The 18,802-nt window shown below is 30.6% G+C and carries 14 protein-coding genes; 8 read left to right on the top strand and 6 right to left on the bottom strand.

All coding sequences use genetic code 11. The features are described 5' to 3' along the window. The first annotated feature begins 318 nt into the window (after window positions 1-318). A complete protein-coding gene (locus H527_RS0106705) occupies window positions 319-1,092 on the top strand; it encodes a hypothetical protein (RefSeq protein ID WP_027411985.1) in 774 nt (257 codons plus the stop codon). 99 nt (window positions 1,093-1,191) lie between these two features. Beyond that, on the top strand, window positions 1,192-1,926 hold the full coding sequence (gene rlmB / locus H527_RS0106710; protein WP_027411986.1) for a 23S rRNA (guanosine(2251)-2'-O)-methyltransferase RlmB: 735 nt from the start codon (window positions 1,192-1,194) through the stop codon (window positions 1,924-1,926). A gap of 13 nt (window positions 1,927-1,939) precedes the next feature. Here rlmB and H527_RS0106715 read toward each other — a convergent pair whose 3' ends face one another. Continuing rightward, the gene (locus H527_RS0106715; RefSeq protein ID WP_027411987.1) at window positions 1,940-2,698 is read right to left on the bottom strand and encodes a rhomboid family intramembrane serine protease; all 759 of its coding nucleotides are present in this window, start codon (window positions 2,696-2,698) and stop codon (window positions 1,940-1,942) included. Window positions 2,699-2,887: 189 nt separating this feature from the next. Here H527_RS0106715 and H527_RS0106720 point away from each other — a divergent pair, with 189 nt between their 5' ends. Then, window positions 2,888-4,165 carry a replication-associated recombination protein A gene (locus H527_RS0106720; protein WP_027411988.1) on the top strand — a complete coding sequence of 426 codons (1,278 nt, stop codon included), beginning with the start codon at window positions 2,888-2,890 and terminating at the stop codon, window positions 4,163-4,165. A 65-nt stretch (window positions 4,166-4,230) separates the two neighbouring features. On the opposite strand, the gene H527_RS23075 is transcribed toward H527_RS0106720, so the two are convergent. From H527_RS23075 to radC, 4 genes are all read right to left on the bottom strand, one after another. Continuing rightward, the gene (locus H527_RS23075; RefSeq protein WP_051316669.1) at window positions 4,231-5,010 is read right to left on the bottom strand and encodes a hypothetical protein; all 780 of its coding nucleotides are present in this window, start codon (window positions 5,008-5,010) and stop codon (window positions 4,231-4,233) included. A 170-nt stretch (window positions 5,011-5,180) separates the two neighbouring features. Then, window positions 5,181-5,867, bottom strand: a complete 687-nt coding sequence (locus tag H527_RS0106730; protein WP_035087571.1) for a YjjG family noncanonical pyrimidine nucleotidase — start codon at window positions 5,865-5,867, stop codon at window positions 5,181-5,183. After that, a complete protein-coding gene (locus tag H527_RS0106735) occupies window positions 5,860-7,161 on the bottom strand; it encodes a polysaccharide deacetylase family protein (protein WP_027411991.1) in 1,302 nt (433 codons plus the stop codon). Before H527_RS0106735 ends, H527_RS0106730 begins: the two co-directional genes overlap by 8 nt. 23 nt (window positions 7,162-7,184) lie before the next feature. After that, window positions 7,185-7,883 (bottom strand): RadC family protein, encoded by a 699-nt coding sequence (gene radC, locus H527_RS0106740; protein WP_027411992.1) that lies wholly within the window; start codon window positions 7,881-7,883, stop codon window positions 7,185-7,187. Window positions 7,884-8,111: 228 nt separating this feature from the next. Between radC and H527_RS0106745 the strand changes: the two genes are divergently transcribed. Beyond that, on the top strand, window positions 8,112-8,555 hold the full coding sequence (locus H527_RS0106745; protein ID WP_027411993.1) for a hypothetical protein: 444 nt from the start codon (window positions 8,112-8,114) through the stop codon (window positions 8,553-8,555). A gap of 104 nt (window positions 8,556-8,659) precedes the next feature. Continuing rightward, complete coding sequence (locus H527_RS0106750) at window positions 8,660-9,103, top strand: DUF1569 domain-containing protein (protein WP_027411994.1); 444 nt, start codon at window positions 8,660-8,662, stop codon at window positions 9,101-9,103. A 35-nt stretch (window positions 9,104-9,138) separates the two neighbouring features. Here the strand turns inward: H527_RS0106750 and H527_RS0106755 are convergent, their stop codons facing one another. After that, window positions 9,139-10,509 carry a UDP-N-acetylmuramate--L-alanine ligase gene (locus H527_RS0106755; protein ID WP_027411995.1) on the bottom strand — a complete coding sequence of 457 codons (1,371 nt, stop codon included), beginning with the start codon at window positions 10,507-10,509 and terminating at the stop codon, window positions 9,139-9,141. A 421-nt stretch (window positions 10,510-10,930) separates the two neighbouring features. Between H527_RS0106755 and H527_RS0106760 the strand changes: the two genes are divergently transcribed. From H527_RS0106760 to H527_RS0106770, 3 genes are all read left to right on the top strand, one after another. Continuing rightward, window positions 10,931-16,972 carry an alpha-2-macroglobulin family protein gene (locus tag H527_RS0106760; RefSeq protein WP_229809257.1) on the top strand — a complete coding sequence of 2,014 codons (6,042 nt, stop codon included), beginning with the start codon at window positions 10,931-10,933 and terminating at the stop codon, window positions 16,970-16,972. 95 nt (window positions 16,973-17,067) lie between these two features. After that, window positions 17,068-17,718 carry a TIGR02117 family protein gene (locus H527_RS0106765; protein ID WP_027411997.1) on the top strand — a complete coding sequence of 217 codons (651 nt, stop codon included), beginning with the start codon at window positions 17,068-17,070 and terminating at the stop codon, window positions 17,716-17,718. Between the two features lie 118 nt (window positions 17,719-17,836). Beyond that, window positions 17,837-18,799 (top strand): hypothetical protein, encoded by a 963-nt coding sequence (locus tag H527_RS0106770; RefSeq protein ID WP_027411998.1) that lies wholly within the window; start codon window positions 17,837-17,839, stop codon window positions 18,797-18,799. The last annotated feature ends 3 nt before the right edge of the window (window positions 18,800-18,802 follow it).

The following is an 18,802-nucleotide window of genomic DNA, read 5'->3' on the forward strand; positions in this document are numbered from 1 at the left end:
CAAAGGTTTTTCGTTAGATTGATGAATCAAATTAAAGAATAGTCATAGCTATTGTTTCATTTTATGAAGAAAATATAGTAGAAAAAGAATGCGATTATATGTGAGATTTTTATTCGTAAATCGTATAATACCTATTTAACCATAAAATGTCACATCTAAAGGTATTCATTTTCTGATGTATATTCTTTGTTCGTGATTTCTATAGCTACTGCTATGCAAATCAATCACAGCGCTATAAAACAAAACTTTAGTATTAAACATACAAAACCTTTAAAACAGATTACTTAATTAGAAATAAAACACAAATACTATTTTAAAATGAAATACTTAAATTCTTTATCAAAAAACACTAATGTATTTCGGATACTTTTGATTGTATCATTAATCCTAAATTATTCTGTTGTAGCGCAAGGGCTATCAGAAGCACCAGCATATCAACAAGGTCGAAATCTTAAACTGGATGATTTATTTAATAAGGTAAAAAAAGGATACAAAGATGGACTACCCCTAGATAAAATAAAAGGATCTCCTTATTTATCAGAAAATTTTACCAGAGGTGATGTATATTATGAAACTAATCCTATTGGAAAACTATACATGAGATATAATATTTTTAGTGATGAAATTGAAATCAAAAAAAACACTAAACATCAAGAATATGCCGCTCTAATTAAAAGCACATTAATTAACTGCGTTATAAATGATCAAAAATTAATTTATGGTTCTTTTAAACCCATAAATAAAATTGCAGAGAATGGGTACTTAATTTCACTTACAAACCCCTCTAAAGCTCATGTTTTATATAAAAGAATAAAAAAAATATTCAGAGATCGTGGTGTTGAAGCTTCTACTTCTTTATCTAAAGCGAGCCCTGCTAAGTTTTCTACATTCATCTCTTATTACATTCTTACTGAAGACTCTCAAGAAGCTAAAGAACTTCCTAGAAAAAGCAAAAAATTATATCTGCTTTTCCCTGAGCAAGATCATTCTAGTATTTCTAATTTTATAAAAGGTCAAAAGATTAACCTTAAAAAAGAAAAAGATTTGATTCAATTATTTAATTTCATAAACAACTTAAATTCAAAAAACTAATCTTTTCTTATCTAAGGTTTAATGAAAAAATTATAGTTATAAAAATAGATCTCGATGAAATTTCATCGAGATCTATTTTTATAACTATCTTTGGCAACTATGAAAAATGAATCTTTAATTTTTGGTATCAGAGCTATTATAGAAGCTATTTTAGCAGGAAAAACTATTGACAAACTTTTTATCCAAAAAGGATTACAAGGAGATATTGCTAAAGAGTTAATGCAACTTGTAAGAGAAAACAATATTACTTTTACCTATGTCCCTATAGAAAAACTAAACAGACTTACGGCTAAAAATCATCAAGGAGCAGTCGCAAATATATCTCCTATTGATTTTTATGATCTGGAAAATCTTGTTATTAATACAATAGAATCTGGAAAAACTCCTTTATTTTTGATCTTAGATCAGCTTTCTGATGTTAGAAATTTTGGAGCAATTATTAGAACTGCAGCATGTACTGGTGTAGATGGTATTATTATTCAAAAGAAAGGTGGTGCCCCTGTTAATGCTGATACAATCAAAACCTCTGCTGGCGCTGTTTTCAAAATGCCTATCTGTAAGGTTGATCATATAAAAGATGCGATGTTTTATCTTCAGGGATCAGGAATTCAAGTGGTAGCAGCTACTGAAAAAGCAACAACAAATATTTATGATACTGACTTAACAATCCCAACTGCAATAATCATGGGTAGTGAAGGTAAAGGAATATCAACATCTGTTTTAAAATTGGTGGATTATCAAGCAAAGTTACCTATGTATGGAGATATTGCCTCCTTAAATGTATCGGTTGCCTGCGGGGTGTTTCTATATGAAGTAACTAGACAAAGGCTATAAGAAAAACTTATACTTAATTACTCTCCTTAGAATCATCATCCATGGCTTTTTCCTTATATTCATAAATAATTTTGATTCCTTCTTCTGCTTCCAAATCTTCTTGCTGAATATTTTCTATAAAATTACCATTTTCATCAAAATGTTTTAAAAACTCATCTTCTTCTGGATTATAGTCTTTGGATTGCCAAGAATATAACATAGGAGGAGCTATCCCCTTTTTTATAGTAAAAGCCAATAATGCCCCTGTTACTATGCCTGACAAATGACCTTCCCAAGATATTTTAGGGTCTATCGGGAAAACATACATTACCATACTACCATAAATAAAAACTACTATAAAAGACAATGCTATTAACCTAAGATGTTTTGTTATAATTCCTTTAAAAAAAAGAAAACCAAAAAGCATATATATTACACCACTAGCTCCTATATGATTTGCTGGTCTACCCAAAAACCACGTTAGAATACCTGTTAAAAATATTCCGACAATCAATACTTTCCAAGCATTTTTCTGATAAAAAAAGAACAGCGCAGCGGATAGAATCAATAACGGTAAGGTATTATGCCATAAATGATTAATATCTGCATGGATAAAAGGAGAAAACAAAACCCCTCTTAAGCCTATAATTGTCCTTGGATATACTCCAAAACGATTAAAATCAAAGCCAAAACGAATCTCGAACCAAAAAACTATCCAAATAACTAAAACAAATAATAGAGGATATCCAACTACTCCTGTGCTAAATTTAAAATACTTATCTTTTTCTTGCATAATATCAAGGATATAGCAAAAAAAATTCCAAAATACTCTTTTCGGCTAAAATGGCAGACATACCTTACTTTAAACCTAAATACTCTTAATAAATATCGAATCAACAAAAAAAAACATATCCCCCTTTATTCTGTTTACAATTAAAAATTTTGCACTTAAAATTCTACAAAAGCTTGTATTTTTACACTCATGAATAAACCGCTAGCAGAAAGAATCCGTCCAAAATCCCTCGAAGAATACTTGAGTCAAGAACACCTTATTGGTGATGACGGTTCCTTAACCCAACAAATTAAAAAAGGAATTATTCCATCTTTAATACTTTGGGGGCCTCCTGGAGTAGGAAAAACAACCCTTGCTAATATTATTGCTAGTGAGTCTAAAAGACCTTTTTATACTCTTAGCGCAATAAATAGCGGCGTAAAAGATGTTCGAGAAGTTATTGACAAAGCAAAACAAAGCGGAGGATTATTTACAACAAAAAATCCAATTCTTTTTATTGATGAAATTCATCGTTTTAGTAAATCACAACAAGATTCTTTATTAGGTGCTGTAGAGAAAGGCTGGGTTACACTCATTGGAGCTACAACTGAAAACCCTAGCTTTGAAGTCATACCAGCTCTTTTATCACGTTGTCAGGTATACACTCTTAATCCTTTTGGAAAAAAAGAATTAGAAGCTCTACTACACAGAGCAATGCAAGAAGATGAGTATTTAAAAACCAAAACAATAAAACTAAAAGAGACCGAATCTTTACTTAAACTTAGTGGTGGAGATGCTCGTAAGCTACTAAATATTTTTGAATTAATTGTCTCTAGCCAAGATCAAGACCCAATTACAATCACTAATGATCTGGTATTAAAACTTGTGCAACAAAACACGGTTCGTTATGACAAAACAGGAGAACAACACTACGACATAATTTCGGCATTCATTAAATCTATTAGAGGAAGTGACCCTAATGCTTCGGTGTATTGGCTTGCACGAATGATTGAAGGAGGTGAAGATCTTAAATTTATCGCCAGAAGATTAATTATATCTGCATCTGAGGATATTGGAAATGCCAATCCTACTGCCCTAATTTTAGCTAATAACGCTTTTCAAGCTGTTACTACTATTGGATATCCCGAAGCAAGAATCGTACTAAGCCAATGTGCTATTTATCTTGCCTCTTCTCCTAAAAGTAATGCTTCATATATGGCTATTAATAAAGCGCAACAATTGGTAAAACAAACTGGGGATTTATCTGTGCCATTGCCCATAAGAAATGCTCCTACCAAACTAATGAAGGAACTAGGATATGGTGAGGATTATAAATATGCACACGATCATAAAGATAATTTTGTAAAACAAGAGTTTCTTCCTGATGAAATTGCAGAAACTAAATTATATAATCCAGGAGATAACCAACGAGAACAATCTATTCGAACATTTCTTAAATCCAGATGGGGAGATAAATATAAATATTAACAAAAGTATCTATCCTCTCTCTACTTTGTTTCAAATATTTAAACATATACAAATACTTTGTTTTTTTATTGTCTAGCAAATGTATCTGTAACTATTTTATTGGTTACTGGGTTAATTCGTTCTAATATAAAATTACTATACGCATCAAAATAGCCATTACCACTTAAATCTCCTGCTTGTACTATATAGCTTTTGCTTATTTTAGATTTAAAAGCTTTACCCACTAACATTTCTTTCTCTTCATGTTTGAATATCTCAAACCCATACTCCTGCTTTTTAAACACAAAAATTGTATTATTAAAAAGGTAAGAAATAGTGCTTTCTATTGAGGAAGATAGTGCTACAGCTTGCATTTCTTCAGAAACAACACCCTCCTCCTGTTGACCTTTTATTCTAACAGATTTTTCTTTATTACCATTATAGTTATAATGAAGCCCTTCTACATCTTTAAACGCTTCCCTAAGAGCTTCGTGATATGCTGGTTTAAACTCTTTTTCTCTACTTCTCCCTTCTGAAGAAGTGAATACTATTCTACCATTACAATCTTTTAATTCTACAGTAAGTTTAGTTACAAAAACTCCAGATTTACGTTTTACATCTGCTTGTAATGCCTTACAACCGTTTATTTTAAGATCTTCTGGATAATCATCACCATTCATATACGCTTCAAAACCATATTTATTAAATAAAAATTTGGTAAGTGAATTTATCTGATAAACATCTTTACCTTTAAAAAAGGTATAATTATCTGGAACTACCACATATTTAAAATCATTAATTTCACTTTGAGCATTTACACGCAATGCCGAGATCGTTATTATTCCTATAAATAATATACGTAACATATAATCACTTTTTATCATTAAAACTTAATTGTAAATTCTTATTCTTCTTTGACAAGGTTTCTATATTTTCATAAATTATCACCGAATATATGATTTATCTTATTAACATATATCATATATTTTTAGTAGCTTTAGTATCGTATTATTGCTACTATTCTATCTTCAAAAAATCATAAATAGTCTTTTATTTGACTTAATTTAGAAACTTGAATATTACTTAATGGTAATGTTTCTTTATGATAATTAAAACAAATAGTTTTTAACCCTACTGATTCTGCCCCTACTATATCTGCTTCATAATTATCCCCTATCATTAAGCTACTATTTAGTTGTGCCCCAGATTTTTGTATTGCTTGTTTAAAAATAACTGGGTTTGGCTTTTTCACCCCTGCTTCTTCACTATCGGTTACTGTATCAAAATAATGTTGTATTCCTGAATTAAATAACTTTTTATTTTGCACTTCTTTAAAACCATTTGTGATAATATGTAAATTATATTTAGGGTTAAGATACTCTAATAAATCTTTGGTTCCTTCTATAAGATGATTATTAAGAGGTAAAAAATCAATATAATCTTCAGACATTGCATCTATAATTTCTAAAGAAAAAAAGATATTTAAATTAGAAAAAGCTTCTGTAAGACGCCCTCTTCTAAGTTCTAATTTGCTTACTTTTTCTTCTCGATACAACTTCCAATAATTCATATTAATGGGTTGATAAGTTTTTAGAAAATCATGAACTTCAATGTTAATTTCAAATTTTTTAAAAATCATTTGAAATGCCAAGGATGAGTTTTTATCAAAATCCCAAAGAGTATGATCTAAATCAAAAAAAATATGCTTTATTGTATTATTCATTTTCAATAGTCCAAATAAATTCTAAAATTGATTTCCAGAAATGTTGGTTCTGTAAATTACTAAACACTACGTTACTAAAAACAGGGATAAATACTCCGTTTACCTCTTTTACCTTATTAATGTAAGAAACAATCTCCTCTCTTGTCAAAGGTTCATTAGCATCTTGGTTGTAGCCTTGACTACAAATACAAAATGAATTAATTACTAAAGGAGTCTGTACTTCATAATCTAGATCATAAAACATAAAAGGTGAACAAGTCCCTGCACGAAAACCTGAATAGCCTGAATAGCCCATAGAATAATCTTCTTTTATCTCTAATTCTATAAAATTGCGATATGCCTCTGGTAATTTTATTTTAAAAAAAGTACACATTACATATTTAAGCCTTCTATTAATAATATTCTCTGCTCTTAATTTTTCTTTTTTTAAAATTGAAATATCAGATATTGCATCGTATGACACTTTTAGGCCTACCTCTATATAATCTGCAATATGCTTAATAACAATATGATGTCCTGGGTGGTTATACCCTATGTTTTTTTCGTATGTTGAATAATCTCCAAGCCCAAATAAAATGCGAGATTTTCTTTTTTTCTTTTTTTGCAATTCAATTATGAAATCAAATATATCGTAAGGATCTTTTTTTACCCCAACAATTACCTTGATTCTATCTATGAGGATATCTAATTGCAATTTCCATATATCTATAAGCCCTCCTCCTATGGATCTTAAAATACCTTTATTTTTATATGCAAATGTCTGCCCTACAGAAACAACAGGTATGATGGTAAAAGATTTTTTTTGAAATTCTAAATCTGGGTATTTAATTAAAAGATTTTTTTTGAATTTATATGCCCATATATCCACTACTGGGTCTTTTAAAAAATCATTTATAAAAGCAATACTTTTTGTAGCAGGAAAGCGTCCTAAACCATCTTTTACATGAGGCAAATATTCTTCATATCTTGTTAACAAATAGAAACTAGCTGCAAAAATATCAAAAGGTAATGCTGAATGACTGTGTTTGACTTCAAAAAAGCATTTTGTATCTTCCCAATTACTCACTTGAATATCTACATCATTTAAACCGTGATCAAACAGCAATTCAACGCTTTGAAAATAAAGCTCTTTTCCTAAAGGATGTTTTCCATAAGAAAACTTTGGCCCATCGTGGGCTATAAAAGATTCTATCTTAGACGTAAAATCAATATCTAACCCTAAAATACGTTTACACACTTGTCTAAATATATAAGAGACTCTAGGAGTGACTTTTTGTACATAAATTAGCAACATAATTTAATCTCTAATTAGAATCTCTATAGTATAGATTCATCTGCAAAGCTAAAATAGCTTTTTTCTGTAATAACCAAATGATCTAACAGGTGTATATCTAATGTCTGGCCTGCTTCTTTTAGTTTATGTGTTAATTTTTTGTCTGATTGACTAGGATATAATGCTCCACTAGGATGATTATGTCCTAGTGCTATAGCAGTAGCTCCATATTCTAAAGCTAATCTAAAGACAATTCTAGCATCTACCAGCGTACCTGTTTTTCCTCCTATACTAATTTGTTTTTTTTGAATTACTTTATTTGCATTGTTTAAAAATAACACCCAGAACTCTTCATGTTCAAGATCACCTATAATGGGTCGTAAAATATTAAATATATCTTTACTACATATTATCTTTGGTTCTAAAGGTGCATCTTCTTCTCGTCTTCTACGACCTAACTCTAAACCAGCAACAATAGTTATAGCTTTAGCTTCTCCAATACCTTTAAAGGTTGTTAATTGCTTTATAGATAATTTGCCTAGGGCATTAATTTTATGATCTACACTAGCTAAAATCCTTTTACTTAATGCTACAGCGCTCTCTTGCCGGTTTCCAGACCCTATTAGTATAGCTATTAGCTCTGCATCGGTTAATGAATTCTTCCCCTTAGCGATTAATTTCTCTCTTGGACGATCATTTTCACTCCATTCCTTGATAGAAAATGATGAATTTAATTTACTCATTTAACTAAAATATAAATAAAAATCATATAAATACTTCATCTTCAAGTATAAACTATTTATCTCTATTACAATATCTTATTCTACAATTATTACACAAACAACCACACCTCTTTACTTCCTGAGTCACATTATTTACCTCATATATTTGTTTGAAAATGAAAGTTTTACTATATTTGGGCACCCTTAATTAAAAAATGAACATTTTAACAACTTCAAATTAACCTATTTATGAAGAATATTTTTACTTTCGTTTTACTTCTTGCAACACTGAGTTTTTATGGGCAGGATAAAAAGATTTCGTTTCTTAATTTAGTAGGAAATAACATACAAGTTCCTAACGGATGTCAAGCTCAATCTGAATATGAGTTACAAGCTTGTAACGGTACATCTATAAAATGGGATTATTATAATGATGATATGCTAACTGCAGTTTTTGATGCTACTATAACCGCATTTGCAGAAAGTAATACCTCCAAAAAAGAAGTTACATTTACATCTTTTGGTGCACAACTAAAAGGATATAAGTTTCAAATGGGCACTACATTTCAATATTTTTTACAAGGCACTATTAAAGATCAACCTTTAATGATCAACTTAGGTACACCAAAAGATATTGCAACTAATGAAGATTTAGATGGGTTTTTAAGTTTGTTCTTTGATGAAGTAAGTTAAAAAAATACGACATATTATTTATATGTAAAGGCTAATCTAAATGATTAGCCTTTACTTTTTTAATATAAAACATTATTTTTATATATTATTTAATATACATATTTATGAAATCTCTCTTTGATAAAATTACATTAAATGAAATAGAAAATAGAATCCATAAATTATCCGATACTAGTATACCTATCTGGGGGAAAATGGACGTATCCCAAATGTTTTATCATTGTCAATTTCCTTTAAAAATTGCTTTACAAAAAGAACAGATTAAACTTAAACCCAATTTTTTTGCTAAATTATTTTTCAAAAAAACAATGTATAGTGATAAACCTTGGAGAAAAAACTTACCTACACATTCAAAGCTAAAAGTTGTAGATTCTAAGAATTTCAATACCGAAAAAGAATCTCTCTTAGAGCTTGTAAATGATTTTTCTAATCAAAGGGATCGAAAAGAATGGGCACCCCACCCCATGTTTGGAAAATTTACCTACGAACAGTGGGGAAAAATGCAATACAAGCACCTTGATCATCATTTACAACAGTTTAATGTATAGTTTGTACAAGAACCCTTATTACAAACTTCAGAAAATTAAACCTTCAATGAGGGATTGATCATAGATTTAACCTCATCAAAATCTAAACCTCCATAATTACCACTACTCATAAGCAACAATGCAGAGTTAGAAAAATCTTTTTGTTTTAAATAATCTTTAAAATCTTTTGGATTGGTATAAATAATTAAATCTTCTCGATCAAAAGCTTTAGCTATTTGATCTACAGAAACTTCTTTAAGTTGTTTAATTTTTACTGCATGAGGAGAATAAAACACTACTGCTTCATCAGCTGCATCTAATGCTCCTTTATACTCTTTTAAAAATTCGGCATTTAAGCTACTATACGTATGCAATTCTAAACAGGCTATAACAGTTCTGTTTTTATATTGCTCTTTTACCGCTTTTGTAGTTGCACTTACTTTAGAAGGGCTGTGCGCAAAATCTTTATATGCCACAGCGTTATTACTTTCTGCTATTTTTTCTAATCGTTTAGATGCTCCTTTAAAAGAAGCAATTGCTTCATAAAAATCATCTTCATCAACACCCATATGTTGACAAATCCACTTGGCACCAGCAAGGTTATTTAAGTTATGAGCTCCAAATACTTCTATTGGCATTTCTCCTTCGGGAGTATCTAATAAAGTTTCCCCCTCCTCTACTCTATATTGTGGAGTATTGTATGGAAATTTACGCATAGGGTTTTCTGCTAATTCTGCTATTTTTTTAACTTCAACATCCTCTTCGTTATACACTAATGCTCCTCCATTAACTATAGAGTTCATAAAAACCCTAAATTGATCTATATAATTATCAAACGTAGGAAAAACATTAATGTGATCCCAAGCAATACCGCTTACTAAAGCAATATTAGGTTGGTACAAATGAAATTTTGGTCTTCGATCTATTGGTGATGACAAATACTCATCTCCTTCTAAAACTATAAAATCGTTCTCCTCTGTTAGATGCACCATCGTATCAAACCCCTCTAATTGAGCACCTACCATATAATCTACTTGTTTATCATGATAATGCAAAACGTGTAAGATCATAGAGGTTATGGTAGTTTTACCATGTGACCCCCCTATAACTACTCGTGTTTTATTCTTAGATTGCTCGTATAAAAATTCTGGATATGAATAGATTTTTAATCCCAGCTTCTGTGCTTCAAAAAGCTCTGGATTATCTTCTTTTGCATGCATTCCCAAAATAATAGCATCAAGGTTAGATGTGATTTTTTCAGGAAACCAACCAAATTGTTCTGGTAACAAACCATATCGTTCTAATCTTGATTTTGAAGGCTCAAAAATAGTATCATCACTTCCTGTAACCTGATATCCTTTTTGATGTAATGCTATCGCCAGGTTATGCATTGCACTACCTCCAATAGCTATAAAATGTACTCGCATAATTAATTCTTAAATCGAAAAGTAAAGATACAATTAACAATGAGCTAATGAAACAAAAAAAGTCTTAAGAGCTACCTACTCATTCAAAATATTAGATATATCAATATTTCTATCAAAAAAACCACAAACTATCTACTTTACTAAACAAAACAAGCATTTCCCTCATTTAACTTTTTACTTAAATTTATTTCCCCATTTCTTAGCTCTTTAATTTAATTTGTAATTCATTAAAATTTACAGCAATAAAATTAGCTTAGCTTGTTTCAAAATACGTAGTTTTATAATGTCATTTACAAATTAACAAGGCAGCACCCAATAAAATGGCACAACCCTTGTTTATGTTTATGTAACAACTTAATAATATATTATGATGAAAAAGTATTTCCTTCTTATTATAATCTGCATATCAAACCTATATGTTATGAAAGGTCAAAATGATTATCAAAGTAATTGGAAAAAAGTAGAAACTTTTGACCAACAAGGGTTACCAAAATCTGCTTTAGAAATAGTAGAATCTATATACAACAAAGCCCAAAAAGAGACCAATAATAATCAAATAATTAAATCTTTAATTTACAGAGCAAAATATTTGCTTACTCTGGAGGAAAATGCACAACTTTTAATCATAAAAGACTTAAAAAATGAAATAAAATCTAGTACGTTTCCAAAAAGAAACATCTTAGAGAGTATTCTTGCTAATCTTTATTGGCAATATTTTCAACAAAACCGATGGAAATTTTATAATCGAACTCAAACTTCTGAAAAAGTAGATCAAGAAGATTTTAGAACTTGGGATCTAAAAACCTTATTTAATGAAGTACATGTATACTACCAAAAATCACTTCAAAATGGAGTTTTAGCACAACAAACCGATCTTAAACAATTTGATGAAATTTTAAATACTGCGTCAGATTCTAAAAAATACAGGCCAACATTATACGATTTTCTAACCCACAATGCTTTAGAATTTTATAAAACATCTGAAACAGGCATAACCAAACCATCATATGCTTTTACTATAGATGAAAGCGAATATTTACAGGATTACAATATCTTTTCTTCCTTAAAAATAAGTTCTAAAGATTCATTATCCTTACAATTTAACGCTTTAAAATTATTTCAAAACCTAATAAAATTTCATGCTAGAAACAAAACCCCTGATCCGTTAATTGAAGTAAACATAGAACGGCTAAATTTTGTGTATGAAAATGCTGTGTTTGCGGATAAAGAAGCTATTTTACTTTCCTCTTTTCAATCTGAAAAAAAGAATCATGCAACCCAAAGCGCTTCTGCATTGTATGATTATGAAATCGCAAACTTATATAAGCAACAAGGTTCTGTATATATACCTGAAGAAAACAAAATAAATCGTTGGAAATTAAAAGAAGCTGTAGAAGTATGTGATGCTACAATAAAGAAATTCCCAGATTCGAGAGGTGCAAACAAGTGCAAAGCTTTAAAAAGCCAAATAGTTCACTCTGTATTAGAGATTAAAACTGAAAAATATATCCCTATACAAACAGCAGGAAGACTATTAATTACCTACAAAAATCTTGACAAACTATACTTTAAAGCTTTAAAAATAACGGATAAACAATTAAAAAGTATAAATCAATTATATAAAACGGAAGATCAAGTCAAGTTCTTAAATTCCCTACAAACAATTAAAAGCTGGAAAGCAGAAATCCGTAACGAAAAGGATTATCAAAATCACAACACAGAAGTATTATTACCAGAATTAGAACAAGGTACATATCTTATTTTGGCAACTACAACTAATGATCTTTCTACAAAAAGCATGTTCTCTTATGGTGATACACAAATTACCAACTTAGCTTTAATTGAAAATAAAACACCAGATAAGCTGTTTTTTCAGGTCTTGGATCGAAATAATGGAGCTCCTGTTGTCAACGCTAAAATACATCTCAAAACAGATAACGACAGAGGATACGGTAATAAGTTAGATAAAACCATAACTACAGACGAAAAAGGAGAGGCACACCTAGTAGTAAACACTCATTATTATGATGTAACCATTACTGTTTCTCACGAAAAAGATACAGCTATTTTTAATGGATATTATCTTAATCAATCGTATAAACCTAATAACAATATCACTACCCAACATAACACTTTTGTATTTACAGATCGTAGTATTTACAGACCTGGACAAACTGTCTATTTTAAAGGCATTGTAATGTCTTCTACCAATAACAAAGACCATAAGGTACTACCAAACCATTCTACTTTCGTTACCCTAAAAGATGTTAATGATCAAGAAGTAAAAACCCTAAATTTAAAAACAAACGATTATGGATCTTTTCATGGAGAGTTCATACTTCCAAATTCTGGATTAACAGGAATCTATACTATAGAAGCAAATGACTACTATAATCTTACCTCTTTTTCTGTTGAAGAGTATAAACGTCCAAAGTTTGAAACTACATTTAATCCTGTAACAGAAACTTATAAATTAAAAGATAACATAAAACTTACAGGAGTTGCTACTGCTTACGCAGGTAGTGCAATTACAGATGCTAAGGTAGTATATCGAGTGCATCGTAAAGTGCAATATCCAAGATGGTGTTATTGGTATCCACAACATACCGTAGAGCCTCAAGAAATAACACATGGCGAAACTAAAACTAATGAAAAAGGAGAATACACTATAAACTTTGTAGCAATACCAGATCTAAGTGTATCTAAAGAAAATCTACCCATATTTAATTATGAAGTTACCGCAGATGTAATTGATATTAATGGCGAAACACGAAGCACTACAACTATTGTAAATGTAGGATATCATGCGTTAACTACTGCAGTTACAATTAAAAACAACATAGACAAAACAGATAAAGACAATACTTTTTCTGTAAGCACCATAAACCTTAATAATGAACCAGTTTCAACTACAGGAAACATTAAAATTTTTAAACTAAAAGCTCCTGAAAAACCTATGCGAGTGCGCCCTTGGAAAGCACCAGATTATGAAGGCTTTAAGGAAGAGGAGTTTAAAAAACTGTTCCCCCACGATGCTTTTAAAAATGAACACGATTATAGAACTTGGGACAAAGGTGAAATGGTTTTTGATAAACCTTTTAATACCGCTGCAACCAAAGAGAATAAAAAAGGAGTACAAAAGTTATCTCTAGACAATACTAAAGAATGGAGATCTGGTAAATATGTCGTAGAATTAAACACCAAAGATCGATTTGGACAAGAAGTAAAAGACATACAATATTTTACCTTGTACAGTCAGGAAGATAAAATTATAAGTGACCAACAATTATTTGAAATCACTACCAATAAAGCTTCTTACAGTATCGGAGACGAAGCTGTCATAAAATTTAGTTCTGCTTCAAAAGATATTACCATTACAGTAGACATTGAAAAAAACCATAGTATTATCGAAACAAAGCTTATACATCTTTCTAACGATAGTAAAACAATTAAAATTCCTGTTACAAAAGATGATTTAGGAGGTTTCTCGATCAATTACAGCTACCTAAATTATAATGGGTATCAAAGCGGGATATCCATAATTCCAGTGCCGTATGAGCCTACAGAGCTTAGTATAGAAACCAAAACATTTAGAGACAAATTATTACCAGGACAACAAGAAACCTGGAGTTTTACCATCAAAGGTCCAAAAGGAGATAAGGTTAGTGCAGAGCTACTAGCCAGTATGTATGATGCTTCTTTAGATCAGTTTAGACCCCACCAATGGTATTTCACCCCTATCACCAACCCTACTTATTATTCACAAAGCCAAAGAAAAGGATCGCAAAGTTTTGGAATACAAGATTTTAAATTACAAAATCCTAATACTCCGAATTACTATTATGGCACTCAAGGATACGATCAATTAAATTGGTTTGGACTCTACTTTGGTCAACAATATTTTGGAAGTCGAGCCAAAAGCATGAGACTTAGCGGAGCTCCTGCACCAATGATGGAAAAATCTGCCGCAATGGAGTCTGTTTCTGATGATATGGAGTTAGAAGAGAGTGTTGCTGAAAGTGATTCTTTAGATAAGAAAAAGTCAAATACAGAAAGTGCTACAGAAAACAAGGATATATCTTCTGAAGATAAAAAACCATCTCTAGAAGGGATTAAAATCAGAAAAAACCTACAAGAAACTGCATTTTTCTTTCCGCAGCTAACTACCGATGTAGAGGGCAATATAAGCTTTAATTTTACTGCTCCAGAAGCATTAACCAAATGGAAATTGCAGTTATTGGCGCATACCAAAACCTTAAATGCAGCAACTACAACACTAGAAACGGTTACCCAAAAAGAATTAATGATCTTACCCAACCCTCCAAGGTTTTTAAGAGAAGGAGATAAAATTGTATTAAGCTCTAAAATATCTAATCTGGCGACCAAAGACCTTAACGGTATAATAGAATTACAGTTATTAGATGCTTTGACCAACAAACCAATAGATACTGAGCTTAAAAACAATAACGCCCGTTTAGGTTTTAGTGTTAAAGCTAAAGGAAACACAAATGTATCTTGGGTATTAGAAATTCCGGATGACGTACAGACAGTTCAATATAAAATCATTGCTAAAGCAGGTAATTTTTCTGATGGAGAACAAAATGTACTACCAGTATTAAGCAACAGAATGCTAGTTACCGAAACCTTACCGATGTGGATTCGTTCTGACCAGACAAAAACATTTACATTAGATAAATTAAAGGATAACAACTCGACTACCTTAAAGCACCATAAACTTACTCTAGAGATGACCTCTAATCCTGCTTGGTACGCAGTACAAGCATTGCCATATCTTATGGAATATCCATATGAGTGTGCAGAGCAAACCTTCTCCAGATATTACGCCAATACATTAGCTAGTTACATTGCTAACTCTAATCCAAGAATACAAGAGGTTTTTGATCAATGGAAATCTAGTGACGCATTATTAAGCAATCTTGAAAAAAATCAGGAACTAAAATCTCTTTTAATTCAGGAAACACCTTGGTTAAGAGATGCACAAAGCGAAACGGAACAAAAGAAAAGAATTGCTCTATTATTTGATTTAAATAAAATGAATAGTGAGCAAAAATCTGCTTTGCGCAAATTAGAGCAAATGCAATATGGATCTGGAGGGTTTCCTTGGTTTCAAGGCGGACGCGAAAATAGATTTATAACTCAACATATTGCTACTGGATTTGGACATTTAAAAAAGTTAGGGGTTACTCAATTTGACTCAGGAACAACCAATATGCTACAAAATGCTATTCGCTTTTTGGATAATGAATTTGTAAAAGAATATGATGAATTAAAAAGATACTGTCTAAAAAACAAGATAGATATCAATAAAAACCATCTAAGCCACACCCAAACTCATTACTTGTATATGCGTAGTTTTTTTAGCAATATCAACAGACCTAAAAGCACTAATGAAGCTTGGAACTATTATTTGGGGCAATCTAAAAAATATTGGTTAAGTCAGAGTTTATACTCCCAAGGCCTTCTTGCTTTAATTATGCATAGAAATGAAGATCCTACTACGGCAACAAAAATAATTAGATCTTTAGATGAGAAAAGTGTTTCTAGTGAAGAGTTGGGTATGTATTGGAAATCAAATACCGCAAGTTGGTTTTGGTATCAGGCTCCTATAGAAACTCAATCTCTTATGATTGAAGTTTTTTCTGAAATAGAAACAGAACCAAAACGAACAAAAATAGTAGATAACTTAAAAATATGGTTACTGAAAAACAAGCAAACCAATCGCTGGAAGACAACCAAAGCTACTTCTGATGCAGTATACGCATTATTATTACAAGGTAGTGACTGGTTATCGATAACCGACATGGTAGATATTGTATTAGGGGATCAAAAAATTGACCCAAGCACAATGAAAGATGTAAGAGTAGAGGCAGGAACAGGGTACTTTAAAACCTCTTGGAGTGGTAATGAAATACAACCTAATATGGCAACTGCTAAAATATCTAAGAAAGGAAAAGGTATTGCCTGGGGAGCATTATACTGGCAATATTTTGAAAATCTGGACAAAATTACTTCTGCAAAAACCCCTTTATCTCTAAAGAAAAAGTTATTCCTGAAAAAGAACACCGATACTGGAGAAGGAATTACTGAAATCACTAAAGATACTAAATTAGAATTAGGAGATTTAATTAGAGTACGCATAGAGTTAAGATCTGATCGTGCAATGGAGTTTGTACACATGAAAGATATGCGGGCATCCGGATTAGAACCTGTTAATGTTATCTCACAATATAAGTGGCAAGATAATTTAGGCTATTATGAAAGTACTAAAGATGCATCTACTAACTTTTTCTTTGATTACCTACCAAAAGGAGTATTTGTTTTTGAATATGATCTAAGAGTAAATAATAAAGGAGATTTTTCTAATGGTATCACCACTATACAAAGTATGTATGCTCCTGAGTTTTCTAGTCATTCTGAAGGAATTAGAGTGAACATTCAATAAAAAAATAAATTACTTTTTATTATTTTAGTCCCACAAATATGTTGCAAATAAATTTTACAGACATATCTGTGGGGCTTTAATTATATAGAGTACGTATGCGGTTAACCAAGAAGATATTTAAATATATCGGAATCATTGTACTGGTTCCGATTATCTATATAATCATATCTTTAATTTTAACTTATATCCCTATAAATAATGGTACAGATAATACTACAAAAAATCACACCATTTATTTAAATTCTAATGGTATACATTTAGAAATAATTATCGCTAAAAACGATTTAAACACATCTATTTTAAAAGATCAAAAGTATACCTCTCAAGCACAATACTTCTCTTTTGGCTGGGGAGATAAAAATTTTTATATAGAGACTCCTATTTGGGCAGATCTTACTTTTGTAAATGGATTTCAAGCTTTGTTTCTTAAAACTCCTACACTATTGCATGTATCCAGATATTCATCAGTAGACAAAAACTGGGTTGCTTTAAAAATAGATCCAGAACAGCTAAAAAAAATCAATCTGTATATTTTAAATACATTTAGATTAGACTCTAAAAACAAAAAAATAATACTTGCTGGGTTAGGATATTATAAAAATGATGATTTCTATGAAGCAAGAGGCAACTACACTTGCTTTAACACCTGCAATACTTGGGTAAACACTGGATTAAAAAAGAGCAACATAAAGGCATGTTTATGGACACCTTATGACTTTGGTCTGCTTTATCTACATAAAAAATAAACAAAAGTTTGGGTAATAATTTAGAATTTCAGGAACTAAAGTAAGTAAACATTTAGCACGTAAAAATAATCTGAAAAAAATTACATCTGTTCATCTCAAATTTTAACCTAAGAAATATATGGAGCGAAAAAAAACTAAACCAAAGCGTAAAAATAAAATTATAATTACCCTACTAATCATAGTAATTCTTTTAGGTAGCATTATTTCTTACTTTTATAATAAAAAACATCTCTTTTTTCCAGTAGAAATTGAACCAAAAATCGCAGAATGTGTAGTTAGGAGTTCTATCCAATTATATGTGATTAATCCAAAAACATTAGAGTTCGAAAAATACAAAGTGCTTCCTTTAGGAACCAAAGTTGATGTAATGCTTAATAATTGGGTATTGGCAGATGGATATGGATATTACTACAGATTAAGCAATTACGAAGGTAGAAATGATATTTTTGCAGAAGAGATTATTCACAAATACATCTCAAATGATATATTAGAGTATTTTTCTTTTGATAATCTTAATTATTATGAAGTATTCCCCACAAATGACTATAATGATATACCATATAAGTTTCAAAGTTGTATTGTAGATTTTTTTTATCAAGAACAACTACATAAAAATAAAAGATGGCGTTTTAGTTCTATTTCTGACAGAGCTAAAAGTACTTTTGTTATAGATAATTTTACTAGCGAAAAAGAAAAAGATATTGCTATTATATTAGAAAGTGAAGATACACGAAGCCATGCATTATACTTTTTTCATAGAGATGATAATCAAAGATGTAATACTATATACACCGCAACATATGGAGGTGGTTCTCCTATCATGAAAATCTTTAAAAAAAATGATTTAATATATCAAAACGATAACACCTTAAAGCCAGCACCAAATAATGGTATTATTTTAGAGTTTTATGGAGGTAGTTACAGGAGTGCAATTTTATACGATCCTAACCTAAAAAGTTTTATGGACTATCCCCAATATATTACACCAATAGAAAAAAATGAAGATCTTAATATACAAAAAAACACCAATAATATACCTGAAACGCAGGAATTAGAAAAAGATAGTATTTATTTTGAATAACAA

This window comes from Aquimarina muelleri DSM 19832 (assembly GCF_000430665.1).
Taxonomy (GTDB): domain Bacteria; phylum Bacteroidota; class Bacteroidia; order Flavobacteriales; family Flavobacteriaceae; genus Aquimarina; species Aquimarina muelleri.

Bases quoted from the DNA above. Each gene is read 5' to 3' on its own strand.
- H527_RS0106705 (WP_027411985.1), top strand. From the start codon at position 319: ATGAAATACTTAAATTCTTTATCAAAAAACACTAATGTATTTCGGATA.
- rlmB (WP_027411986.1), top strand. From the start codon at position 1,192: ATGAAAAATGAATCTTTAATTTTTGGTATCAGAGCTATTATAGAAGCT.
- H527_RS0106715 (WP_027411987.1), bottom strand. From the start codon at position 2,698: ATGCAAGAAAAAGATAAGTATTTTAAATTTAGCACAGGAGTAGTTGGA.
- H527_RS0106720 (WP_027411988.1), top strand. From the start codon at position 2,888: ATGAATAAACCGCTAGCAGAAAGAATCCGTCCAAAATCCCTCGAAGAA.
- H527_RS23075 (WP_051316669.1), bottom strand. From the start codon at position 5,010: ATGTTACGTATATTATTTATAGGAATAATAACGATCTCGGCATTGCGT.
- H527_RS0106730 (WP_035087571.1), bottom strand. From the start codon at position 5,867: ATGAATAATACAATAAAGCATATTTTTTTTGATTTAGATCATACTCTT.
- H527_RS0106735 (WP_027411991.1), bottom strand. From the start codon at position 7,161: ATGTTGCTAATTTATGTACAAAAAGTCACTCCTAGAGTCTCTTATATA.
- radC (WP_027411992.1), bottom strand. From the start codon at position 7,883: ATGAGTAAATTAAATTCATCATTTTCTATCAAGGAATGGAGTGAAAAT.
- H527_RS0106745 (WP_027411993.1), top strand. From the start codon at position 8,112: ATGAAGAATATTTTTACTTTCGTTTTACTTCTTGCAACACTGAGTTTT.
- H527_RS0106750 (WP_027411994.1), top strand. From the start codon at position 8,660: ATGAAATCTCTCTTTGATAAAATTACATTAAATGAAATAGAAAATAGA.
- H527_RS0106755 (WP_027411995.1), bottom strand. From the start codon at position 10,509: ATGCGAGTACATTTTATAGCTATTGGAGGTAGTGCAATGCATAACCTG.
- H527_RS0106760 (WP_229809257.1), top strand. From the start codon at position 10,931: ATGAAAGGTCAAAATGATTATCAAAGTAATTGGAAAAAAGTAGAAACT.
- H527_RS0106765 (WP_027411997.1), top strand. From the start codon at position 17,068: ATGCGGTTAACCAAGAAGATATTTAAATATATCGGAATCATTGTACTG.
- H527_RS0106770 (WP_027411998.1), top strand. From the start codon at position 17,837: ATGGAGCGAAAAAAAACTAAACCAAAGCGTAAAAATAAAATTATAATT.